Below are 22,361 nucleotides of genomic sequence, written 5' to 3'. Positions count from 1 at the left end.
GTAACGGCATTTAGATGGTGTTTCCACTGTCAATCGCTCAAGCATTACGAAATACATGTGCTTTTGCATTTTTTATGGTTAAAAAAAGATGAGTTGGATCGATACCCACGTGCATTTTGATGCCCCAGAATTTGATGCGACACGCATCGATGACTGGGCGCGCGCTCGCGATGCGGGGGTGGTGGCTCAAGTGGTGCCTGCGGTTGCGCCCTTTAATTTTAATACCGTGCGTGAGATGGCGGATGCTTATGCGGGAACGGCGTATGCCTTGGGGATTCACCCGATGTACGTCAATCCGTTGGATCCTGATGTGGCGCTTGCCGCTTTGCGTGCGGCTTTGGAGAGCAATATTCATGACCCACGTCTGGTGGCGGTCGGTGAGGTGGGTTTGGATGGTTTTGTTAAAACCATCGATCAAGAAAAGCAGCTTTACTTTTTCCAAGCACAGTTGAAGTTGGCGCGTGAATTTGATTTACCCGTGTTGCTCCATGTGCGCCATGCGCAGGACACGGTGATCAAATATGTGCGCCAGTTTAATGTGCGCCAAGGCATTGCCCATGCTTTTAATGGCAGCTTTTCGCAGGCTGAGGCGTACATGAAACAAGGCTTACACCTTGGTTTTGGCGGCATGATGACGTTTTCGCGTTCATTGCAAATCCGTCGCTTGGCAGCTGAGTTGCCGATTGATCGCATGGTTCTTGAAACCGATGCGCCTGACATGTCGCCATCTTGGGCGTATAAAGAAAATAATTATTCGCATTATTTGCCACGAATTGCCGAAAGTTTGATGGATTTGCGTGGTTTGGACGCGGTGGCATTGAGTGAGCACATGAGGCGCAATACTTTGCAAGTCTTGCCAAGATTGGCTGCAATGATTGAAGTTTAATGATTTAGGTTTAATGATTTGAATTCAATGGCTTAGTGATGTTCTTTTAATTATTGAGATGTGTGGAAAATTCCCATCTGCCTGTCATTCCCGCGCAGGCGGGAATCCAGCCCTGCATCGCATGTGTTGACGAGCTTGGCAAATCTCACACCGATGGTGTGCTACGCGCCCTAGTGGATTCTCGCTTGCGTGGGAATGACGGATTTTTTCTGCTGTTTGAATGATGCGCCGATAAGTTTTTATTTTTTGAAAAGTGAATTATGGTGGCTCAGTGGCGCTTGGTGTTGACGACCGCATGGATGGTGGTGTGCTTGACGGCAGCGCACGAAGTTCGGGCATTGTTTTCAATTGAAACATTGTGGTTGCTGTTGGCCGTGGCGGTGTTGTGTGTTGTATTGCTGTACCCAAACACGTTTCTATGGCCTCAATTTTTTAAAAATTTTAAACCCTTTAAAAGGGTTCGTTTGCCTGTTGCTTTGTTGGCTGTGGCTTGCCTGACGGTGACTTATGCCCAAGCACGGGCGTGGCGGCGTTTACATGAGGTTGTTCAGCCGTCATGGGTTGGAAAAACCTTATCGGTACAAGGTCGCATTGACAGCATTCCCACACGCACGCCATTTGGTATGCGTTTTCTTTTTAAACCCAGCCCATCCCAGCAGGACGCAGAGGTTCAAACGGCAGTGAATGAGGGGACGTTGCCGAGTCAAATCAGTACGGCGTGGTATGAGGATGATTTGCCTGTGACGGGTGCGGGGGCGCTGCGTGTGGGGCAGGTGTGGTCTTTGCCGTTGGGTTTGAAACCCCCTCATGCGACGCAAAATCCAGGTGTGTTCGATCAGGAGCGTTATTGGTTTGCGAATGATGTGCGCGGCTTGGCGACGGTGAGGGTGAATAAAGACACGCGTTTGGACGATTATCCGAACATGTTGGGCATGGAAACGACATTTTGGAGTGCTTTGCAAAACACCCGTGGCTGGGCTTTGCATCAGTTGGACGTTCGGTTGGCTGGACAAGATGAGGCGGTGACAGCGGTGCTGAAAGCATTGACCTTTGGCGATCAAAGTGGCGTTTCAAATGCACAGTGGATGCTGTTTCAGCAGACAGGGGTGACGCATTTGGTGAGTATTTCGGGTGTGCACATCACGATGTTGGCGATGTTGGTGGCTTGGTTGACCCAGACATTATGGCGACGTTCGTTAAAGTTATGTGCGTGGATGCCGAGTTTGTACGCTGCGCAATGGCTGGGTTTGGTTGTGGCATTGACGTATGCTTTGCTGGCGGGTTGGGCTTTGCCTGCGCAACGAACGGTGGTGATGCTGGCGATTTGGTTGTGGTTGTCAAGGTTGGGGGTCGCGAGCTCTGGTGTGCGGGTGTTGTGTTTTGCATTGTGGGGTGTGTTGTGCTTTGATCCATTTGCTGTGCTGTCGATCAGTTTTTGGTTGTCGTTTGGGGCGGTGGCGTGGTTGATTTTGGCTTTAAATGACCATGAGCAGGTGGGTGATTTGAATCCATTGCAAGTTGAAAAGCAAGCCGAAAAAAAAGAGGCGCACAAGTGGCTGTCTGTGATGGGTGTGCAATTGGCAATTGGTTTGGCTTTGCTGCCTGTGACTTTGTATTTTTTTCATCAAGCGTCGTTGTTGGGTGTGGCCGTGAATTTTATTGCCATTCCTTTGGTCAGCGGTGTGGTCACGCCATTGCTGTTGTTGGCTTGTGCGTTGGGTTTTGGTTTGGGCTGGACATGGCCATTGGTATGGGCGCATGCCTTGTTGAGCAAGGGGTTGATGGCGTTGTCATGGTTGGTTGAGGTGATTCCAAACGGCCTTTGGACGCATACATTGAAGTGGTGGCAAGTGGTTGTTTTGGCAGTATTGAGCATTGCGCTGGTGCTTGCAATGCGTCGACAACGCTGGGTTTGGTTAAGTTGCTGCGCGGCTGGGGTGGCGGTTGTTTTGGCGACGCCTCGTTTGGATACTGCGATTGCTGATGGGCAGGTGCGCGTGCATGTGCTGGACATTGGACAGGGCAGCGCGGTGTTATTACAAACGGCACACCACAATTGGTTGTACGATGCGGGGCCAAAGTATGGCGAGGATTCAGATGCCGGTGTGCGTGTGATCGTGCCGTATTTGCGCGAAATGGGTGTTGAGCATTTGGATGGCATGGTGTTGAGTCACAACGATGCGGATCACACGGGTGGGGCGGGCAGCGTGTCGCGCGCAGTGCGGGTCGATCGGGTGCTGACTTCGATATCGCCAGAGCGTATTACCGAGATGGGCGTGAACATTTCAACGGTGCAATTGTGTTTGGTTGGACAGGCTTGGACGGTTGATGGCGTAAAATTCAGCATCCTCAGTCCAGATCAGGCGACTGTGCAGAATGCTGAGTTGGCGGACAATCCAAAAAGCTGTGTGTTGCGTGTTGATGTCGGTTCGGGGGCTTTGAAAAGCCTGTTGCTCACAGGTGACATTGATGCTTTGCAGGAGGCAAAATTGGTGGTATCACCAGCAGGTGGTGTGCGCGATTGGCATGCCGACGTGTTGCTGATGCCGCACCACGGCAGTGGTGGCAGTTCCAGCGCACCTTTCATTGAGGCGAGTTCACCGCGATGGGCGATTGCACAATCGGGTTACCTCAATCCATTTCATCACCCGCATCCGCTTGTGTGGGCGCGCTATCAAGCTGCGGGTGCAGTGGTGTCGAATACGGTGGATTCTGGCGCGTTGCGCTTTTGTCTCGGCTGTGTTTCTTCAGAAGCCGATCATTGGCGGGAGTCAGGGCGTTGGTACGGTTGGGATTGAGTCAATCAGTAGGGAAATGCATGGGGTGTCTATTTTGCTCAATAAGGCATTAAACAGATTAAACGATTGAGGGGCATTCAGGTTTTGCAAAGCAAGGGTGAATCTGCTATTGTCTTAAAAATGTTTCAATCGATGGGCGATGCAGTGCGTATGCATTAGAAGGCGTTTTAGCCTCTCGCATCGACTTCAGAATAATTTCAAATACAATCGGGTAAAAAAAGTATATTTTTACTTTAAAAAAGGACAGTATGGGCATGCAACAACAGTACGATGTGGTCATCGTGGGTTCAGGTTTAGCGGGGATGAGTGCGGCGTTGTCACTCGCGCCGTCTTTGAAAGTGGCGTTGTTGTCAAAAGGTCAACTGCTCAGCGGTTCAAGCGATTGGGCGCAAGGTGGCATTGCTGCGGTGATGGGGGCCGATGACAGCATTGACAACCATTACGATGACACGATGGTTGCGGGTGCTCAGTTGGGTGAGGCCGATGCCGTGCGGTTTGTTGTGGAAAATGCACCCGCTGCCATCAATTGGTTGATCGATGAAGGCGTGCCATTCACGCGCGAAGAAGGCCATTTGCACTTGACCCGTGAAGGTGGACACAGCCATCGCCGCATTGTGCATGCCGCTGATGCGACGGGTCATGCGATTCAATCGACTTTGATCGAAAAGGTACGAGCGCACAAAAACATCACTGTTTTAGAGCACCACATTGCCGTTGATTTGGTCACAGGTAAACACGTCGCCTCTCAGGGTGAAGTGCTGTCAGGCAGTGACATGCACCGCTGTTATGGTGTTTATGCTTTGGACAATGCAACAGGGCAAATCCATGCTTTGGGTGCAGCGCATACATTGTTGGCTACGGGCGGTGCGGGTAAGGTTTATTTGTACACGACCAATCCGGACAGTGCATCGGGCGACGGCATAGCCATGGCGTGGCGTGCGGGATGTCGCGTGGCCAACATGGAATTCATGCAGTTTCATCCGACCTGTTTGTTTCACCCTCATGCAAAGTCATTTTTAATCAGCGAAGCGTTGCGGGGTGAGGGCGGTATCTTGCGCCTGCCTGCAAAAATAGGTGAACCGACAAACAGTGGCTACCGTTTCATGTTTGACCACGATGAGCGTGGTGAGCTCGCACCACGTGATGTGGTGGCACGTGCGATTGACTTTGAAATTAAAAAGCATGGCTTGGATTGCGTTGTGTTGGACATGACGCACAAAGAGCCCGAGTTTTTACAAGAGCATTTCCCAATGATTTTTGCGCGTTGCTTGGAGCTGGGCATCGACATGCGCACCACGCCGATTCCAGTCGTCCCCGCAACGCATTACACCTGCGGTGGCGTGGTGACCGATTTATCAGGTAAAACCGACCTTGCCAATTTGTATGCCATTGGCGAAGTCACGTATACGGGTCTACATGGTGCGAATCGCTTGGCTTCAAACTCCTTGCTTGAATGTGTGGTTTTTGGTCAAGCCGCGGCACGTGACATACTCGCACAGACCGCGATTGAGCCACGCCCATTGCCTGCTTGGGATGAGTCGCGTGTGACCAACGCCGATGAAGAAGTGGTGATTTCGCACAATTGGGACGAGCTGCGCCGTTTCATGTGGAATTATGTGGGCATTGTACGCACCAATAAACGCCTTGAGCGTGCGGGTCATCGAATTGAATTGCTCAAAGGTGAAATCAATGAGTTTTACAAAAATTTTCGCGTCACCGCCGACTTGATTGAGTTGCGCAACCTCGTCACGTGCGCAGATTTAATTGTCAAGTGCGCCAGCTATCGCCATGAGTCGCGTGGCTTGCATTACAGTTTGGATTATCCAAACACCGCGCCCAAAGCCATGCCGACAGTACTGTCGCCGAAGGTGTGAGGATGGGAAAACATCAATACACCGTTTGCCCATGCGGGGGTGGCGATTTTGCGCTCTGTTGCGGGGTTTATATTGAGCAAGGGCACCCAGCCCCAACCGCCGAAGCGTTGATGCGCTCGCGTTACAGTGCTTATGTGTTGGGCAATGAAGCGTATTTACAAGCCACTTGGCATCCCTGCACACGACCAAGCGACGTTATTTTAGCCGATGATTCAAACATCAAATGGACGCGTTTGGATGTTCGTACACACGCATGGGAAGAGGGCGCTGAGACGGCTCAAGTGGAGTTTGTGGCCTTGTATAAGGTGCAAGGGCGAGCGCATAAATTACATGAAGTCAGTGATTTTGTCCGTGAAGATGGGCATTGGTTTTATGTGGAGGGCATTTATCCTGAAGCGGATCAAGGGCATAGAAAATAAATCTTTGAAGCTTGAATGGGGTTTAATTTAATTTAAGTAAAGGTCATGTACCCGTTGTTTGTTTTTTATATGCTGACTGGATTTTTTAGAGCATCAGTGATGTCAAAAAATCCATCATTCCTGTGCAGATGGGAATCCAGTGGGGCGTGTGCACCATCTGAGCCAGATGAACCCATTTCATTAACACATGCGATGTATTTGGCTGGATTCCCGCCTGTGCGGGAATGATGGGTATATGGGGTTTTCTGCAAATTTTAATGATTAATTGGTACATGCCCTAAATAATAAATGACAAGAAATAAATCACAAAAAAAGATGCTTAAACAAGCATCTTTTTTTGTGGCTTTAAATTTTTTCGTCGATTTTAAGGCACATAACGGCGTGTGGGTAAGCCGGGTTGTTCAACACGCAAAGTCAACATATAACCATTGTCAGGAAAGTTGTTCAGCTCTTCTTCGGGGCGATTGCCCGTGGTGGTGATGAGCATGGTTTGCAAATCGGCTCCGCCAAAACAGACCATGGTGGGGCAGCGCGCAGGCAGCATGACGCGTTGTAAGATTTCACCATCGGCTGAAAATTGAATCACTTGTCCACCTTCAAACTGGGCATTCCAAAAATTACCTGCACTGTCCACAGCCGCACCATCAGGGCGACCCTGATAAACGATGTCGGCGTCTTTTGAGGCTTGTTGGTTTGGTGTGCTGTAAAACACTTTTCGGTTGGACAATGCTTCAGTCACGGGTTTGTTGGCATCAACATCATAACGATACACTTCATGTGCTTGTGTATCGGCATGGTACATGTGCGCACCATCGAGTGCCATTGCCCAGCCATTTGACGTGGTGACACCCCAACCATTGTAGGGGGCATGAGCTGCCAGTTCACCAGCCACTGGGTGCAACACGCCTTTTTCCAAGCAGAACAATGTGGCACCTGCATGGGTTTTGGGTGAAAACAAAGAGCCTATCCAAAAACGCCCTTGTGCATCGACACCACCATCGTTGAAACGTGTGGTGGTGGTGTCGTATGGCGCATCTAAAAATAGAGACGGAACTACTTCTCCTGCCGGTGTGGCTGGATCAAACCGCGCCAAACCTGCACGTAATGCAACAATGAGCCATCCATCTTCTGCAATGCACATGGCACCAGGATCATTGTCCTCGTTGTAGGGCAATTGCCATTCGGTATGAACCCCTGTCGCAGTGTGGCGATGAATGTGGCGTTTTGGAATGTCAATCCAGTACCAACATTGCTTGTCATCATCCCAAATAGGTGATTCGGCGAGACCTGAACGGGTATTGGGCGTGCCGTAAAGTGTTTGAATGTGTGCGGTCATGATGCATCCTGTTGAAGTTTTTTTAAAAGTGCGCGGCTGTCTCAGCCTGTTCACTGGTACAAAAATATGATCGTGATGGGGGTCAGAAACGAGGCGATGATTGATGTATTCAACAGCCCAAAGCCGTCACAACGGCTTGACTCATTGCGGTTTCATTCAAATGCAATCCTCAGAGGCGGATTCTACATGATCTTGTCGTAAAGGCTTGTTCATGGTTGTTCCATTAAAAGTGCCATGCTGATGACATCAAAATACGCGCCATCCACTAAAAACCCTTGTCGAAGCAACCCTTCTTGAGTAAATCCATGGCGTTCATACAGTGCAATCGCAGCCGCATTGTCTGAACGCACGGTCAACTCAATACGTGTCAATCCATTCTCCCAAGCTTTGGCGATGGCCGTTTGCATCAGTTGAGTGGCAATGCCTTGCCGACGGTGGTCGGGGTGCACGCCCATGCCAAGCACACCAACATGCTGAAGAGCAGCCTGAGGCTTGCGAATCACATCACACCAACCGATGACTTTATTCTCAAACAAGGCCACATAATGGCTGTCGTTGTGGGTGAGGATGTCTCGATAAAACGCATACGCCTCTTCAGCCGCAGGGGCCACAAAAAACGCAAGGTAATGTTTTTCACGGGCAATCACGTCCAATACACGACGTAGGCCTTCAAAATGGGATTTGGCGAGGGGGCTAATGTGCAAGGGCATGGTCGATGAATCAAAGAGGGATTTGAAATAAAACAAAGGGAAGCGATTGTGAATTGGCTTCCCCTTGCTTGCTTAAACAAGCTCAACTGTTGATGCAAAATCAATCGTCATGTTACACCTGATTGGCCGCCTCATACGCTTCACGTGCCAATTTTTCGATGCCAGAAAAATCACCCGCTTCGAGCAATGCAGGGGGGACGATCCATGTGCCACCCAGAGCGGCGACGTTTGGTTGTGCCACATATTCGGCGACTTTATCGAGGCGCACACCACCTGTGGGCATGAATTTGATGTGTGGCAACGGTGAGGCGAGCGACTTGAGCATGTTCAAACCACCCACAACTTCAGCGGGGAACAGCTTGACCACTTCAAAACCAGCATCCGCCAAAGTCATGGCTTCAGAAGGTGTGGCGCAACCCGGAATAAATGTCCAGCCAGAAGCCAAAATCGCTTCGCGTAAGGCAGGGCTGGTGCCCGGAGAGACTCCAAAATGTGCGCCAGCATCGCGTGCTTGTTGGAGGTGAGTGGCGTTCAGTACGGTGCCCGCGCCTGTGACGAGATCAGGGCGCGCTTTGACCATCGCGCTGATGACATCCAATGCGGCGGGGGTGCGCATGGTCACCTCAACGACGGTCAGGCCGCCATTGGCAAGCGCATTGGCGAGGGGTACGGCGTGAGCGATATCGTGCACAACAACGACGGGAACGATTTTACATTTGGCGAGAGCGGCTTTTAGGGTTTGCATTTTAGTGTCCTTTTTTTGAGTTTTTTTGAGCGTGTTTTGAACGCATATGCGTCAATTTAAATATCAGTGTCTTTGATCAACCATGTTGCACCCAGCTCAGCACGACCCACATTTTCACGTGCGACAGCGAAAAAGTCGAGCCAGTTTTCGGTTTCGACTTCAGCACGAATGGCATTCGGGCGAGCGGCGAGGGTGACTTCATCCACGTCCAAGTGAATGACACCTGTTATGGCGTTGAGTGTGATCATGTCACCGTCCATGACTTTGGCAATGAGGCCACCGTCAAGGGCTTCGGGTGACAGGTGAATGGCTGAAGGCACTTTGCCTGACGCACCCGACATGCGGCCATCGGTGATGAGCGCGACTTTCTGACCGCGATCTTGCAGTACGCCGAGTGGCGGCGTGAGTTTGTGCAATTCAGGCATGCCGAGGGCTTTGGGGCCTTGGAAACGGACAACGGCAACGAAATCTTGGTTGTCGAGCTCACCATTTTTAAATGCCTCTTGCATGGCTGCTTGGCTTTCAAAGACTTTAGCGGGTGCGTGGATGATGCGATGTTCAGGCTTAACCGCTGAGGTTTTAATCACACCGCGACCCAAATTGCCTTGTAAAAGCTTTAAACCGCCATCGGGTGCAAATGGATTGTCAATGGGGCGAATGATGGTTTCATCTAAACTGTGTGGTGTGCCATGACGCCATGCCAGCGTGCCATTTTCAAAATATGGTTCTTGTGTGTACATGGCCATGCCATGACCAACCACGGTGTTCACATCATCATGAATCAGACCTTTTTTGCGCAGTTCGCCAATCACGTAACCCAATCCACCTGCGGCGTGGAATTGGTTGACATCGGCTGAGCCATTTGGATACACGCGTGCCAATAACGGAATGACTTGACCCAATTCATCCATGTCTTCCCAACGCAGCTCGATGCCCGCCGCACGTGCGATGGCGACGATGTGCAACGTATGGTTGGTTGAACCGCCTGTGGCGAGCAGGCCAATGACACCATTGATGATGGATTTTTCATTGACCAATTGGGCGATGCTGTATTCGGGTTTGCCGCTGATCGCCACCGCTTGTGCGACGGCGGCATCGTCCAAAGCCGTGCGTAAATCAGTCGAAGGATTGACGAAAGCACTGCCAGGTAACATCAACCCCATGAATTCGAGCATCATTTGATTGGAGTTGGCTGTGCCGTAAAACGTACACGTGCCTTCAGAATGGTAAGCTTTTAATTCGGATTCGAGCAATTCTTCACGCGTTGCGTCACCCGTGGCGTAGCGTTGACGGACTTTGGCTTTCGCATCATTGGCGATGCCCGTGGTCATTGGGCCTGCTGGCACAAAAATGGCAGGCAAATGCCCAAAAGCCGCTGCGCCCATTAACAACCCTGGGACAATCTTATCGCACACGCCAAGCAGCAGTGCGGCATCAAAAACTTGGTGTGACAGACCAATGGCCGTGGCTTGGGCAATCACATCGCGCGAAAACAAAGACAATTCCATGCCCGCATACCCTTGGGTGATGCCATCGCACATGGCGGGCACGCCGCCCGCAACTTGGGCTGTTGCGCCGAGTGTCCGTGCTTTGTTTTTAATGCGATCTGGGTAGTGGCCGTAAGGTTGGTGAGCGGACAACATGTCATTGTACGCGGTGATGATGCCGATGTTCGGTGCGCGTTCGACGCGCAAACGGAGCTGGTCATTGCCCGCTGAGGCGTATGCATGCGCGAGGTTGGCGCAACCCATGTGGTCACGCGATGGTCGCAGCTTGCCGCTGGCTGCGACGCGTGTAAGGTAGCGCGCACGTGTGACCTTTGAACGTTCGACGAGGCGTTGCGTGATGGTGGCAATTGTTGGGTGAATGGTATTGTTCATGTCGTCCTCTTCTCTTTTATATGTCATTTTGTGTGATGCATGTTCACTTTAGGTGTTACTGGGTATTGCTGTGATGATTTACATGATACTGCGGATACTGCTTTTGCATTGAATACGATTTTTAGTGCAACGCCTTTAAATAAAAAACCCACATGTCCAAAGCTGCTAATCGTTGGCTTGTTGTGTCAAACGGTTTATCATGTTGGTAGATTTTATGTGATTTCGATAATGAATTGTAGTAAAACTAAAAAAAAATGTCAAAATATATTTACTTTTCCTACATTTTGCGGCATATTTCTGTTCAGGAGATATTTGCAGCAGGATGCAAAGAAAAAAAACAGAAAGGTTTTGTATGAACACCCCCGCATTTTCATTGATTTTATTCGGCGGCACGGGCGATTTAACCATGCGCAAGCTGTTGCCTGCTTTATATCAAAGCTATGTTGACGGTGGTTTTCAACCCTCCAGTCGTATTTTTTGCGCGGCGCGCAGTGATTTTACCGATGAGTCGTATCATGTGTGGATGGATGAAAATGTAAAAGGCCACATTAAAGATCGCTTTGATGATGCGCAGTGGGGCAGCTTTTTAGGTCATGTCAGCTACTTGTGTTTGGATGCAAATAACACCGATAGCTACATTCCACTCAAAGAGGCACTGGAACAAAATAATAATGAGCGCGTGTTTTACCTTGCCACCGCGCCCTCAATTTTTGAAGCCATTTGCACGGGCTTGGCACATCATGGCCTCAATAAAGATGCACGCATTGTGGTTGAAAAGCCACTCGGTCATGATTTGCAATCATGCCAAGAAATCAATGATGTGATTGGTCAAGCATTTGAAGAGAATCAAATTTATCGCATTGACCATTACTTGGGTAAAGAGTCAGTGCAAAATTTAATGGCTTTGCGTTTTGGCAACAGTTTTTTTGAGCCGATTTGGCACCGTGACCGCATTGCGAACGTGCAAATCACCATTTCGGAAGAACTTGGCATCGAAAAACGTGGTGATTTTTATGACGAAACAGGTGCCATTCGTGACATGGTGCAAAACCATTTGTTGCAATTGCTGTGCATCGTGGCCATGGAGCCACCTGCATCGATGGATGCGAATGCGATCCGCGATGCCAAATTGGGCGTGTTGCGTTCGCTCAAACCCATGAGTCCAGATGATGTATTGAATAATGTGGTTCGCGGGCAGTACACCGCGGGCACAGTAGGCGGTAAAGAAGTTCCAGCGTATGTAGGAGAAGAGGGTATAAAAAAAGGCAGCACGACGGAAACGTACGTGGCATTAAAAGCCGAAATCAACAATTGGCGCTTTGCTGGGGTGCCTTTTTACTTGCGCACGGGCAAACGAATGCCCAAACGCATGGCGGAAATCGTCGTGCAGTTTAAGTCCGTGCCTTATGAACTCTTGGGCAAAATGCCTGTGGGTTCGAATCGTTTGGTCATTCAGTTGCAACCTGAGGAATCGGTGCGCATGTACTTTTTATCAAAGCGCCCAGGCAATCAAATGCGTTTGGCGCCCGTTCATTTGGACATGGATGCCGAGGATTTCTTCTCAGAGCGCCGCATGGATGGTTATGAGCGTTTATTGTTGGATGCAATTCATGGTCAGTTGGGCTTGTTTGTTCGTCGTGATGAACAAGAGCAAGCTTGGCGTTGGATTGAGCCCATCATCAACACATGGACGGATCAAAATGTCGCGCCAAAAATGTACATGGCGGGTACATGGGGGCCGCCCGCAGCGAACGCTTTAGTTGCCCGTGATGGCTTCAATTGGCATGAAGAGCTGTAGGACTGCACCGTCTTATTTTGTCATGCTTTTGACCTGTAAAAAACTCCCATGTCTATTTGCGGGAGTTTTTTGCATATGAAGCTTTGTGCAGATGCATTCACTTTTGTAATATAACACTATACAATATCAGTTTATATCGTTATATAACGTGAAGGTAATAACACACATGGTACGAGCTAAGAAAATGCCAGAGACCAGTTCACAAGGGAACAGTGCGGGTGCCATGTTGATGCGCATTCAAAGCACGCGATTGCATCTGAGTCGTTCGGAGGCGCAGGTTGCGGATCTTGTTTTAGAGGATCCTCGTCTGTTTGTCAGCAGCCCCATCACCGATATTGCCAAAGCCGCCAAGGTCAGTCAACCCACTGTGATTCGTTTTTGCCGCAGTTTAGGTTGTGATGGTTTACATGATTTCAAGTTGAAGTTGTCAGGTACTTTGAATGGTGATGCGACCATCAGTTTCACTCAAGTTGAGCAAGACGATAGCATTGGCAGCATCAGCGAAAAAGTATTGGGCAATACGGCGAATGCTTTGTTGAGCTTGCGTGAAGAAATCAGTGCGCGCTCACTTGAAAAGGCCATCGCGTTGTTAAAAAAAGCCCGCCGTGTGGATGTCTTTGCGTTGGGCAGTTCTGCTTCTGTAGCCGATGATGCGCAATACAAATTGATTCGTTCAGGCATCAATGCTTCTGCGCGCACTGATGCGTACATGATGAGTTTATGTGCAGAGCGTTTAGGCAAAGACGATGTGGCCATGTTCATTTCACGTTCAGGGCAAACGCCTGAATTGATTGAAGCTGCCAATTTAGCCAAAGCCAATGGTGCCTCTATTCTTTCGCTTGCCCCTGCCAAAACCCCACTTGCACGTAAATCCGATGCGGTCATTGTCATCAACACCGACGAAGAACGGCAAACCAAGCCCGCCATGCTGACGCGGATTTTACAATTGGCTCTGATCGATGTGTTGTCGGTGGTGCTGTCTGTCGCTGAGAGCAATGTTTAGGTGATTGATTCATGTGAGCGGAAGTAGTCATGTGAGGGTTTGACCCATGCTAACTTATGTTCATGGCGTTTTTTATTTAAGAAAATACGAGAAAAACAGCCCCTTACTTTTTCCAACTTCAGTTCTGCTGCGCTTTTGCGCCAAGATGCCGCATGATAAGGCTTGCATCCAAGTGTTTTTTTACCTATGATACAGTTTGCATTGGGCGACATAAGTCGCCTGTTTTATTTTTTATTGGCCGTCAGTGAAACTCTCCAGTGACCCGAGATGTTTGATTGAGGGTTTATTTGGTTTTTTTAGATAGGATGCCCCATGAGTAACTCTGCTTCACACCTTATGCCAATTTTTAACCGCCTACCTGTTGCGTTTGCCCATGGTAACGGGGTGCGTTTAACAGATGTGAATGGTAAGGTGTACTTGGACGCGTTGTCGGGCATTGCGGTGAATGGTTTGGGACATAACCACCCGCGGTTGGTTCAAGCTTTGCAAGCACAAGTTGCACAGGTCATTCACGTGTCGAATTTATATGACGTGCCTCAGCAGCATGAGTTGGCCAATGCTTTGGCTCAATTGTCAGGCATGGATGAAGTTTTTTTCAGCAACAGCGGTGCTGAGTCCAACGAAGGTGCCATCAAGTTGGCTCGTTTGTACGGTCAACAACAAGGCAAAAAAGATGCCAAAATCATTGTCATGTCAGAGGCATTTCATGGGCGCACTTTGGCGACATTGACGGCGACGGGCAATGCCAAAGTGCAAAAAGGTTTTGAACCTTTGGTCAGCGGTTTTGTGCGTGTGCCGTACAACGATGTGGAAGCAATTAAAGCGTATGCTGATGATGAATCGGTGGTGGCTGTCATGCTCGAAGTGGTACAAGGTGAGGGCGGCATCCGCTGTTTAAATGCGGGTGTGTTGACAGAGATTCGCGCATTGTGTGACGCGCATGGTTGGTTGTTGATCCTTGATGAAGTGCAAACAGGCATTGCGCGTACCGGCAAGTGGTTTGCCCATCAACATGAAAACGTCAAACCTGATGTGATGACTTTGGCTAAAGGTTTGGGCTCGGGTGTGCCTGTGGGTGCGATTTTGACCAGCGGACGGGCAACAGGTGTTTTTCCTGTTGGGGCGCATGGCACCACATTTGGTGGGAATCCATTGGCGATGGCGGCGGGTTTGGCAACCGTTGCCGCGATTGAGTCTGATGGCTTGGCGGCCAATGCGGAACGCCAAGGTGCTGCCATTAAACGGGGCTTGAACCTTGCATTGAAAGATGAGGTTCTGGCGGGTGATGTACGTGACATCCGTGGTTTGGGTTTGATGATCGGGATTGAGTTGGATCGTCCTTGTGGTGAATTGGTCAAGCTGGCTTTGAATGAAGGCATGCTGATCAATGTCACCCACGACACGGTGGTGCGTTTATTGCCACCACTGGTCTTCAGCGATGAAGACAGTGCTGAGTTGGTCGATCGTTTGAGCAAACTCATCAAGAATTTCTTAAATGAAGCACCGTAATTAAAGTTAAAGTGTTTTTAGAATAAAGCGTTTTTCAAACGCATAATGCATGCTGATACATGCTATTGGGACACAATCAAGGCCACCATGACAGTTAAACATTACCTTCAGTTTTCTGATTTTACGCAAGATGAATACGTTTACCTCGTACAGCGCACTGCTGAGTTGAAACGTCGTTTTAAAGCATACGAGACATGGCATCCATTGCATGACCGCACATTGGCGATGATTTTTGAAAAAAGTTCAACACGCACGCGCTTGTCGTTTGAAGCAGGTATTTTCCAGCTCGGCGGCCATGCGGTATTTTTGAATACCAAGGACACACAGCTTGGGCGTGGCGAACCAGTGGAAGACGCGGCCAAAGTGATCTCACGCATGGTCGACATCATCATGATTCGTACTTTTGGACAGGACATCCTTGAACGTTTTGCAGCAAACTCTCGTGTGCCTGTCATCAATGGTTTGACCAACGAATACCACCCTTGTCAGGTCATGGCTGACATTTACACTTACATCGAAGAACGTGGCAATGGTGAGGATGTGAGCGCCATTGAAGGTAAAACCGTTGCTTGGGTGGGTGATGCGAACAACATGAGTTACACGTGGATTCAGGCCGCGCGTGTACTTGGTTTTCATTTGAATATTGCCACACCTGCGGGCTATGCTTTGGATGAGCAATTGATTGATCCGCAAGATAAACCCTTCTATACCGTATTTGAGCATCCGATGGATGCCTGTAAAGGGGCGCACATTGTCACCACTGATGTGTGGACCAGCATGGGTTACGAAGCTGAAAATGAAGTGCGCATGGCTGCTTTCAAAGATTTCAAAGTGACGGCGGACATGATGGCTCATGCGGCGGCTGATGCGGTGTTCATGCACTGTTTACCTGCACATCGTGGTGAAGAAGTGGATGCCGAGGTCATTGATGGTGCTCAAAGCGTCGTGTGGCAGGAGGCTGAAAATCGTTTGCACGTACAAAAAGCCATCATGGAATATTTATTGCGTGGTCGTTTCGAATAAATGAACTTTTGTTGATGTTCAAAAAAGCCCCTCATCAGAAATTGATTGAGGGGCTTTAAATTGCCTATTTCTATTGCCCTGGTTATTTTTTTGTGGCGGTTGTGTATGGCTGTTATTATTTGTTGTTTACAAATTAAACATTACTTGGATCAAGCCGCATGTTTTAAAAACATCACCATGCAATGATCAAGGTGTTTTTTAGCATCCCTCCTCAATTTCAAAACCTTTTTTAATGTGTTCAATACATTGATTAATCATTTGTTAATGAAGGCACTTAAATGTAATTGTTTGTGCGGATAGCTGTTTTTGTGATTTTTTACCTCATATAAACTGAACAGTTGCATGAACGCGTTGTAAATGCCTTTTTCGTCACCATGTGTTGGACATACCCATCCTTCTAAGAATACAACATGACACAAACAACCGCTTCTTCTAAATCCAGCCTTGCGACACTCAGGGGGCTTTTACCTTTTCTAAAGCCCTATAAAAAGGAATTTATGCTGGCTGGGGTGGCATTGCTGATCGCAGCGGCCGCGACTTTGGCCATTCCTTATGCATTTCGTCAGTTGATTGATGTGGGGTTTGTCAAGGAGGGTACTGCGACTCAAGGGGTCGCTCATGTGGACATGTATTTTTTGGCTTTGTTTGGTGTGGCGGTAATTTTGGGGTTGGCAACGGCTGCGCGTTTTTACATGGTGTCGTTGTTGGGTGAACGGGTGACGGCGGATGTGCGCAGTGCGGTGTATGGGCATGTGGTCACACAAAGCCCAGAGTTTTTTGAAACAACACAGACAGGGGAGGTCTTGTCTCGTTTGACGGCGGATACGACCATTATTCAATCGGTTGTTGGAACAAGTATTTCAATGGCTTTGCGGAACTCTTTGTTGCTGATGGGTGGTTTGGTGATGTTGGTGCTGACCAGTGCCAAATTGTCGGCCATCATCATTGTTTTATTGGCAGCCATTGTGGTGCCCATTGTGATTTATGGCCGCCGTGTTCGGTCATTGTCGCGTGATTCGCAAAGTCGAATTGCCGATGCGTCGGCGATGGCGGGTGAAATCCTGAATGCAATGCCAACGGTGCAGGCTTTTACACATGAGGTGATTGAGGCGAATCGGTTCAAACAGTCGGTTGAGTCGGCTTTTGAAACAGCGATGCGTCGCATTCGTGCGCGCTCAATATTGACAGTGATGGCGATTGTGTTGGTGTTTGGCACGATTGTATTTGTCTTATGGTTGGGCGCACGGGCTGTTTTGATGGGAGAAATGAGCGGTGGTGAACTGAGCCAGTTTATTTTGTATGCAGCGATGGTGGCGAGCGCGATTGGTGCATTGTCTGAAGTTTTGGGTGAGGTGCAGCGCGCGGCGGGCGCAACTGAGCGGCTTTTGGAGTTGATGTCTTTACAGTCCAATATTCGTTCGCCCGACCATCCATTGCCTTTGGCTGTGCGAAAGGCCTCTGGGGCAACGCTGTCGATGCATGCGGTCGAGTTTCACTACCCATCTCGGCCTTTGACGCCTTCATTGTGTGATTTGTCAATTGACATTGCAGCGGGTGAAACGGTGGCTGTGGTCGGTGCATCGGGCGCGGGTAAAACGACTTTGTTTCAATTGTTGCTGCGTTTTTATGATCCGCAGAAGGGACAAATTACTCTGGACGGGGTGGACATTGCACAGCTTAAGTTAAGCGATTTACGCGATGCGATTGGCATTGTGCCTCAGGATACGGTTATTTTTTCTGCCAATGCGTTGGAAAATATTCGCTACGGCCGCGTGGATGCCAGCGATGAGGAGGTCATGGCGGCCGCAAAAATGGCTGCGGCACATGAGTTCATAGAAAAGTTGCCCGAAGGTTATCGCTCTTTTTTAGGTGAGCGCGGAGTGCGTTTATCGGGTGGCCAGCGTCAGCGGATTGCGATTGCGCGGGCATTGTTAAAAAATCCGCCGTTGCTGTTGCTCGATGAAGCCACAAGTGCTTTGGATGCGGAGTCCGAGCGCTGGGTTCAAGGAGCGATTGATGCGGCAATGCAAGGGCGCACGACCCTTATCATTGCCCATCGCCTTGCGACCATACAGCGGGCTGATCGCATTGCGGTGATGGACAATGGACGGATTGTCGAAATGGGTAACCATGCCCATTTGTTGGCATTGGATGGTGTGTATGCGCGTTTGGCTCGATTGCAGTTTCAATCTTAATGGGGCTTGGGGTCTGTGTTTTGTTTGCATATTTTTTACGCATGTTTGGACTTGAGGTTACAATGGTGCACGATGGTGCACGGGCGACAATTGCTTGAGTTGTTTGCATGCAGCAGTGCCTGTCGACTTAAATAAAAATAAACAAAGGGTCGTGTGATGAAAATAAACAGCATGTTTTTAAAGCACATTGAACGGGTTGCTGCGGCATCGTTGATGGCTGTGATTTTGGGGCTGTCTGGTTGTGGGCCGGCCAAGACTGAAAGCGTTGTGGCTAAGAAAGTCGCTCCCGCAGACGCGGTTCGTGTGGCTTCAAAAATAGACACAGAAGGCGCTTTACTGGGCAACATGATTATATTGTTGCTTGAAAATAAAGGCATTCCTACCGTGAATAAAGTGCAGCTGGGAGCGACTAAAATTGTTCGTTATGCACTCACTTCGGGTGAAATCGACATCTATCCAGAATACACGGGGAGTGGGGCTTTTATTTTCAATGATGAAAAAAACCTCGCGTGGAAAAACCCAAAAGAAGCATATGATTTGGTCAAGAAACTTGACTATGACAAAAATAAACTGGTGTGGTTGCAAGCAGCACCTGCCAATAATACGTGGGCGATTGCGGTGCGTTCGGATTTGGCCGAAGCCCATCATTTGAAAACCTTAGAAGATTTAAAACAATATTTGGATTCGGGTGGGCCATTTAAAATGGCTGCATCATCTGAGTTTATTGAGCGTGGTGACGCATTGCCATTGTTTGAAAAAGCTTATGGTTTTAAACTCAAGCAAAATCAGTTTTTGTCCTTGGCTGGCGGTGACACGACGGTGTTCATCAAAGCGGCTGCGGAGCAGACCTCAGGCGTCAATGCTGCGCTTGCTTATGGCACAGATGGCGCGATTGCTTCGATGGGTTTGGTTGTGTTGGATGATTCGAAGACAGCTCAGCCCGTATTCGAGCCAGCCCCAGTCATTCGTGAGGAGGCTTTGAAAAAACACCCAGAAATTGCTGACATTCTGAATCCAGTGTTTGCTTCTTTGGATTTGAAAACCCTGCAAAAATTAAATGGTCAAATCGCTTTTGAAGGGCGAGATGCAAAAACAGTTGCTTCAGATTACCTTAAGTCCCAAGGTTTTTTAAAATAGTATTTAATTGTTTGGATGTTGTTGCATTGAACCAATCTTGGTTTGAACACATGGACTTGCTGCACGTTTCCACATTTCCACGTTTTTTTAGGCTTTTTACAAAATGCCAATTAAAATCCACAACAAAGTGTTGCTCGTGCTGCTTGCCTGTGCAGCATGGGCAGCATTTTTTTTGCCTTTTTTAACAGTTGCTCCCAACCGCATGATGACACCTAAAGGTGAGCCTTTGCAATGGGCTCAATTAAGTGGGCTTGCATCGATGCCTGGTGGGGTTGTTGTTTTGGCTGTGGCGTTGCTTATGATGGCTCCTTTTTTTTCTAATAAACGTTTAAGCGCAATCGTTGTGTTGTTCATGGTCAGTTTGTTGATGCTTGTGTGTGGTGAGGTGGTGATCCAGCAAGCAAATGGCCGTATTTCAGGTTTGAGCACCATTCGGGTGTCATTTGGGGCGGGATTTTGGTTGTTGATTTTGATTTTATGGTTGATGGCTATGGAAGCGGTGCGGTTTTTAACGGGCCGTGGCATTTACCAATCGCTGTTGCCGTTTATGGTACTTTTGCCATTGATCCATTTGATGCTTTCAGCGCACAGTGTGAATTTGTCGCTGTACAAAGAATACATGGCCAATCGCCAAGCGTTTGATTCTGCTTTGTTTGAACACCTTGAGGTTGCGGGCATCACTGTTTTTTTGTCGTTGCTGATCGGCTTGCCTGTTGGTGTGCTGGCTTTTCGTCGCATGCGTTTACGCATTCTGTTGTTGAATGTGTTGAATGTCATTCAAACCATCCCATCCATTGCTTTATTCGCTTTTTTGCTTGCACCATTGGCTTGGCTGGCGAGCCGCTTTCCTTGGTTGGCGGACATGGGCATTCATGGGGTGGGCATTGCGCCCGCTGTCATTGCCTTAACCTTGTATTCACTTCTGCCTGTCGTGCGTGCGACAGTGGTCGGCTTGCAAAATGTCCCGCCCTCTGCTGTTGATGCGGCATGGGGCATGGGCATGGATTCTTTACAGGTTTTATATCGGGTGCGTGCGCGTCTGGCTTTGCCCGTGATTGTGTCTGGGATTCGTGTCGCGGCAGTGCAAGCGATTGGTTTGACGACGGTGGCGGCATTGATTGGGGCGGGTGGTTTTGGAGCCATTATGTTTAGAGGTTTATCGAGCAGTTCCGTTGATTTAATTATGCTGGGCGTGCTGCCCGTATTGGCTTTGACAATGTGTGTCGATGCGTTTTTTAAGCTTGTTTTGGCTCAATTTGAAGTGGGGGCATCATGATCCATTTTGAACATGTCAGCAAAATTTTTGATGATCAAACGGTCATTGACGATTTATCCTTGCACATAGAGCGTGGCAAAATCACCGTCATCATTGGCACTTCAGGTTCGGGTAAATCAACAGTGTTAAAAATGGCCAATCGATTGCTTGAGCATGATCGAGGACGGATTCTGTTTGCGGGTCAAGAGATTCGAAGCTTTAAGCCCGAAGACATTCGCCGTCGAATGGGTTATGTCATTCAGTCCACAGGTCTATTCCCACATTGGACTGTCGCACAAAACATTGGTACGGTTCCGCAGCTGTTGCATTGGCGTAAGGAAAAGATCCATGCGCGCGTGGATGAGCTGTTGACTATGTTGAGTCTGAATCCAGATGAATACCGCTCACGCTTCCCCCATGAGTTGTCTGGAGGGCAGCAACAACGGATTGGTGTGGCGCGTGCAATGGCGGCTGATCCTGAAATTTTATTGATGGATGAACCCTTTGGGGCACTGGATCCCATTACCCGTGCCGGTTTACAAGCTGAATTGAAACGGATTCATCGGCTTTTTGGTAAGACCATTTTGCTGATCACCCATGACATCGATGAAGCGTTGATGTTGGCTGACCATTTGGTGCTGTTGGATGGTGGGCGAATCGTGCAACAAGGCGATCCCCTGAGCATCATGATGCAACCTGCAAATGACAAGGTCATTGAGTTCATTGGCCGCAACGACATGGGCATCAAATGGCTGTCCTTGGCGCATGTTAAAAACCATGTCAAACAAGGTATGGCGACAAATGACGTGCAGATAGCTGAACACGCCACCCTGAAAGAAGCGCTGTCTGAGTTTGTCGTCCAAGGGGTAAACACTATGACGGTTGTCGACCAGATGCAACGTCACATTGGGGTGGTGCACTTCAATGATTTATTGCACAGCATGAGGGGGCCTGAAACCAGTGAAGTGAAAGGCGATGAAACATGAACATCAAACGAGTGCCCTATACCAGTCCTGCATGGTGGGCATGGGTGATATTGATTGCGTTGACATTTGGCATGCCTCTGCTTCAACCCATGTTCGCCCATGTGTTTCCTGAGTTGGAACGTCCAATTTATACGCAGGACAGCTTTTTACAATTGTTATTGGCCCATGTGTTCATTGTTGCACTGTCCAGTGTGATGTCGATTGGACTGGGGGTGGCCTTGGGGGTCGTTGTGACTCAACGTTTTGGACGTGATTTCAAACCTTTGGTTGAAGCCGTGGTGGCGATGGGGCAAACATTTCCCCCTGTGGCTGTGTTGGCGATTGTGGTGCCTTTGGTTGGGTTTGGTGTCGTGCCCGCATTGATTGCCTTGTCTTTGTATGGCCTGTTGCCCATTGTTCAATCGACCATTGCAGGCTTGGACGATGTGCCCACCTCATCTGTTGATGCTGGAATAGGTTTAGGCATGTCCCCCGTGCAATTGTTCAGGCAAGTGCAGTGGCCACTGGCGATGCCCGTCATCTTGTCAGGCATTCGAACCTCCGTCATCATCAACATTGGCACTGCAGCTGTTGCTTCAACGGTGGGTGCAAAAACCCTCGGTTCACCCATTATCATCGGTTTGAATGGCAACAACATGGCTTATGTGGTGCAAGGTGCACTTCTGGTTGCTTTGTTGGCGGTTGTGGTTGATTTATCATTTGATGCTTTACAAAAGCGCACATGACTTTCACAGCAGACAATGGTGCATGTTTTTTATGGCTCAATATATCCGTTTTTTGTCTTGTTTTCGTTAATTTGAAGCTGGC

General features: G+C 48.9%; 17 protein-coding genes. 13 read left to right on the top strand and 4 right to left on the bottom strand.

Features of this window, described 5'->3' with window-relative positions; translation table 11 throughout:
• Nucleotides 1-88 precede the first annotated feature (88 nt).
• From DTO96_RS09105 to DTO96_RS09090, 4 genes are all read left to right on the top strand, one after another.
• On the top strand, nucleotides 89-886 hold the full coding sequence (locus DTO96_RS09105) for a TatD family hydrolase (RefSeq protein ID WP_114563208.1): 798 nt from the start codon (nucleotides 89-91) through the stop codon (nucleotides 884-886).
• 260 nt (nucleotides 887-1,146) lie between these two features.
• Nucleotides 1,147-3,684, top strand: coding sequence for a DNA internalization-related competence protein ComEC/Rec2 (locus DTO96_RS09100; RefSeq protein ID WP_114563207.1), 2,538 nt, complete (start codon nucleotides 1,147-1,149; stop codon nucleotides 3,682-3,684).
• A gap of 254 nt (nucleotides 3,685-3,938) precedes the next feature.
• Nucleotides 3,939-5,558, top strand: coding sequence for an L-aspartate oxidase (gene nadB / locus DTO96_RS09095; RefSeq protein ID WP_114564003.1), 1,620 nt, complete (start codon nucleotides 3,939-3,941; stop codon nucleotides 5,556-5,558).
• A gap of 2 nt (nucleotides 5,559-5,560) precedes the next feature.
• Nucleotides 5,561-5,977, top strand: a complete 417-nt coding sequence (locus tag DTO96_RS09090; RefSeq protein ID WP_114563206.1) for a YchJ family protein — start codon at nucleotides 5,561-5,563, stop codon at nucleotides 5,975-5,977.
• A 364-nt stretch (nucleotides 5,978-6,341) separates the two neighbouring features.
• Here DTO96_RS09090 and DTO96_RS09085 read toward each other — a convergent pair whose 3' ends face one another.
• From DTO96_RS09085 to edd, 4 genes are all read right to left on the bottom strand, one after another.
• Nucleotides 6,342-7,313: an SMP-30/gluconolactonase/LRE family protein gene (locus tag DTO96_RS09085; RefSeq protein WP_114563205.1), complete on the bottom strand. Its 972-nt coding sequence runs from the start codon at nucleotides 7,311-7,313 to the stop codon at nucleotides 6,342-6,344.
• Nucleotides 7,314-7,522: 209 nt separating this feature from the next.
• The gene (locus tag DTO96_RS09080) at nucleotides 7,523-8,023 is read right to left on the bottom strand and encodes a GNAT family N-acetyltransferase (RefSeq protein ID WP_114563204.1); all 501 of its coding nucleotides are present in this window, start codon (nucleotides 8,021-8,023) and stop codon (nucleotides 7,523-7,525) included.
• Between the two features lie 112 nt (nucleotides 8,024-8,135).
• Complete coding sequence (gene eda, locus DTO96_RS09075; RefSeq protein ID WP_114563203.1) at nucleotides 8,136-8,768, bottom strand: bifunctional 4-hydroxy-2-oxoglutarate aldolase/2-dehydro-3-deoxy-phosphogluconate aldolase; 633 nt, start codon at nucleotides 8,766-8,768, stop codon at nucleotides 8,136-8,138.
• Nucleotides 8,769-8,824: 56 nt separating this feature from the next.
• Nucleotides 8,825-10,648, bottom strand: a complete 1,824-nt coding sequence (gene edd, locus DTO96_RS09070; protein WP_114563202.1) for a phosphogluconate dehydratase — start codon at nucleotides 10,646-10,648, stop codon at nucleotides 8,825-8,827.
• 352 nt (nucleotides 10,649-11,000) lie between these two features.
• Here edd and zwf point away from each other — a divergent pair, with 352 nt between their 5' ends.
• From zwf to DTO96_RS09025, 9 genes are all read left to right on the top strand, one after another.
• Nucleotides 11,001-12,446: a glucose-6-phosphate dehydrogenase gene (zwf, locus tag DTO96_RS09065; RefSeq protein ID WP_114563201.1), complete on the top strand. Its 1,446-nt coding sequence runs from the start codon at nucleotides 11,001-11,003 to the stop codon at nucleotides 12,444-12,446.
• Between the two features lie 184 nt (nucleotides 12,447-12,630).
• Nucleotides 12,631-13,449: an SIS domain-containing protein gene (locus DTO96_RS09060; protein ID WP_192878981.1), complete on the top strand. Its 819-nt coding sequence runs from the start codon at nucleotides 12,631-12,633 to the stop codon at nucleotides 13,447-13,449.
• Between the two features lie 312 nt (nucleotides 13,450-13,761).
• Complete coding sequence (locus DTO96_RS09055; RefSeq protein ID WP_225972474.1) at nucleotides 13,762-14,958, top strand: aspartate aminotransferase family protein; 1,197 nt, start codon at nucleotides 13,762-13,764, stop codon at nucleotides 14,956-14,958.
• A gap of 87 nt (nucleotides 14,959-15,045) precedes the next feature.
• Nucleotides 15,046-15,981, top strand: coding sequence for an ornithine carbamoyltransferase (gene argF / locus DTO96_RS09050; protein ID WP_114564002.1), 936 nt, complete (start codon nucleotides 15,046-15,048; stop codon nucleotides 15,979-15,981).
• A gap of 410 nt (nucleotides 15,982-16,391) precedes the next feature.
• Complete coding sequence (locus tag DTO96_RS09045; RefSeq protein WP_114563198.1) at nucleotides 16,392-18,176, top strand: ABC transporter transmembrane domain-containing protein; 1,785 nt, start codon at nucleotides 16,392-16,394, stop codon at nucleotides 18,174-18,176.
• Nucleotides 18,177-18,332: 156 nt separating this feature from the next.
• Nucleotides 18,333-19,313: a glycine betaine ABC transporter substrate-binding protein OsmF gene (gene osmF, locus DTO96_RS09040; protein WP_373277781.1), complete on the top strand. Its 981-nt coding sequence runs from the start codon at nucleotides 18,333-18,335 to the stop codon at nucleotides 19,311-19,313.
• 103 nt (nucleotides 19,314-19,416) lie between these two features.
• Nucleotides 19,417-20,589 (top strand): ABC transporter permease, encoded by a 1,173-nt coding sequence (locus DTO96_RS09035; RefSeq protein ID WP_114563197.1) that lies wholly within the window; start codon nucleotides 19,417-19,419, stop codon nucleotides 20,587-20,589.
• Nucleotides 20,586-21,554 carry an ABC transporter ATP-binding protein gene (locus DTO96_RS09030; protein WP_114563196.1) on the top strand — a complete coding sequence of 323 codons (969 nt, stop codon included), beginning with the start codon at nucleotides 20,586-20,588 and terminating at the stop codon, nucleotides 21,552-21,554. Before DTO96_RS09035 ends, DTO96_RS09030 begins: the two co-directional genes overlap by 4 nt.
• Nucleotides 21,551-22,279, top strand: a complete 729-nt coding sequence (locus DTO96_RS09025; RefSeq protein WP_114563195.1) for an ABC transporter permease — start codon at nucleotides 21,551-21,553, stop codon at nucleotides 22,277-22,279. Before DTO96_RS09030 ends, DTO96_RS09025 begins: the two co-directional genes overlap by 4 nt.
• Nucleotides 22,280-22,361 lie beyond the last annotated feature (82 nt).

Origin of the sequence: Ephemeroptericola cinctiostellae, from assembly GCF_003339525.1 — a bacterium.
In the GTDB taxonomy this organism is placed as follows: domain Bacteria; phylum Pseudomonadota; class Gammaproteobacteria; order Burkholderiales; family Burkholderiaceae; genus Hydromonas; species Hydromonas cinctiostellae.
The sequence above is the reverse complement of the archived record's forward strand: the minus strand, read 5'-3'. Positions and strand labels throughout refer to the sequence as shown.